Here is a 538-nt window from a genome sequence, read left to right on the forward strand (position 1 = left end):
GGCGCCCATGGCGATGCCCAGGTCGGCCTGGGCCAGCGCGGCGGCGTCGTTCACGCCGTCGCCCACCATTGCCACCGTCTTGCCCTCGTCCTGCAGCCGCTTGATCGCGGCCACCTTCTCCTCGGGGAGTACGTCGGCGAAGACGTCCCCGGGGGCGATGCCGACCTCGGCGGCCACCTCGGCGGCCACCGCTGCGTTGTCGCCGGTGAGCAGGATGGGGTGCAGCCCCAGGTCCTTGAACCGTGCGATGGCGGCCGCCGAGTTCTCCTTCACGGTGTCCTGCAGGCTGACTATTCCGGCGATGGTGCCGTCGACGGCGACCCAGACCGCCGTGGACCCGGCCTGCTGCTGCTCCAGCAGGGTTCGGCGGTGGGTGTCGGTGAGGGCGATGCCGTTCTCGTCCATCCAGTTGTTGCGGCCGACGACGACGGTGCTCGCGCGTCCGTCGCGTTCGGTGATGGTGCCGCGGACGCCGCCGCCCGCCGTGCTGTGGAAGTCGGAGAGGGCGGGCAGCGCATGCTCGCCGGCCGTCGCGCCG

Annotated in this window: 1 protein-coding gene; it reads right to left on the bottom strand. The window is 72.3% G+C overall.

Translation table 11 applies throughout. From position 1 onward, the window contains the following. A partial coding sequence (locus AC5RUJ_RS18120) for an HAD-IC family P-type ATPase (protein ID WP_494156503.1) occupies window positions 1-538 on the bottom strand: 538 nt, incomplete at both ends.

Source organism: Arthrobacter sp. Y3223164, assembly GCF_059091005.1.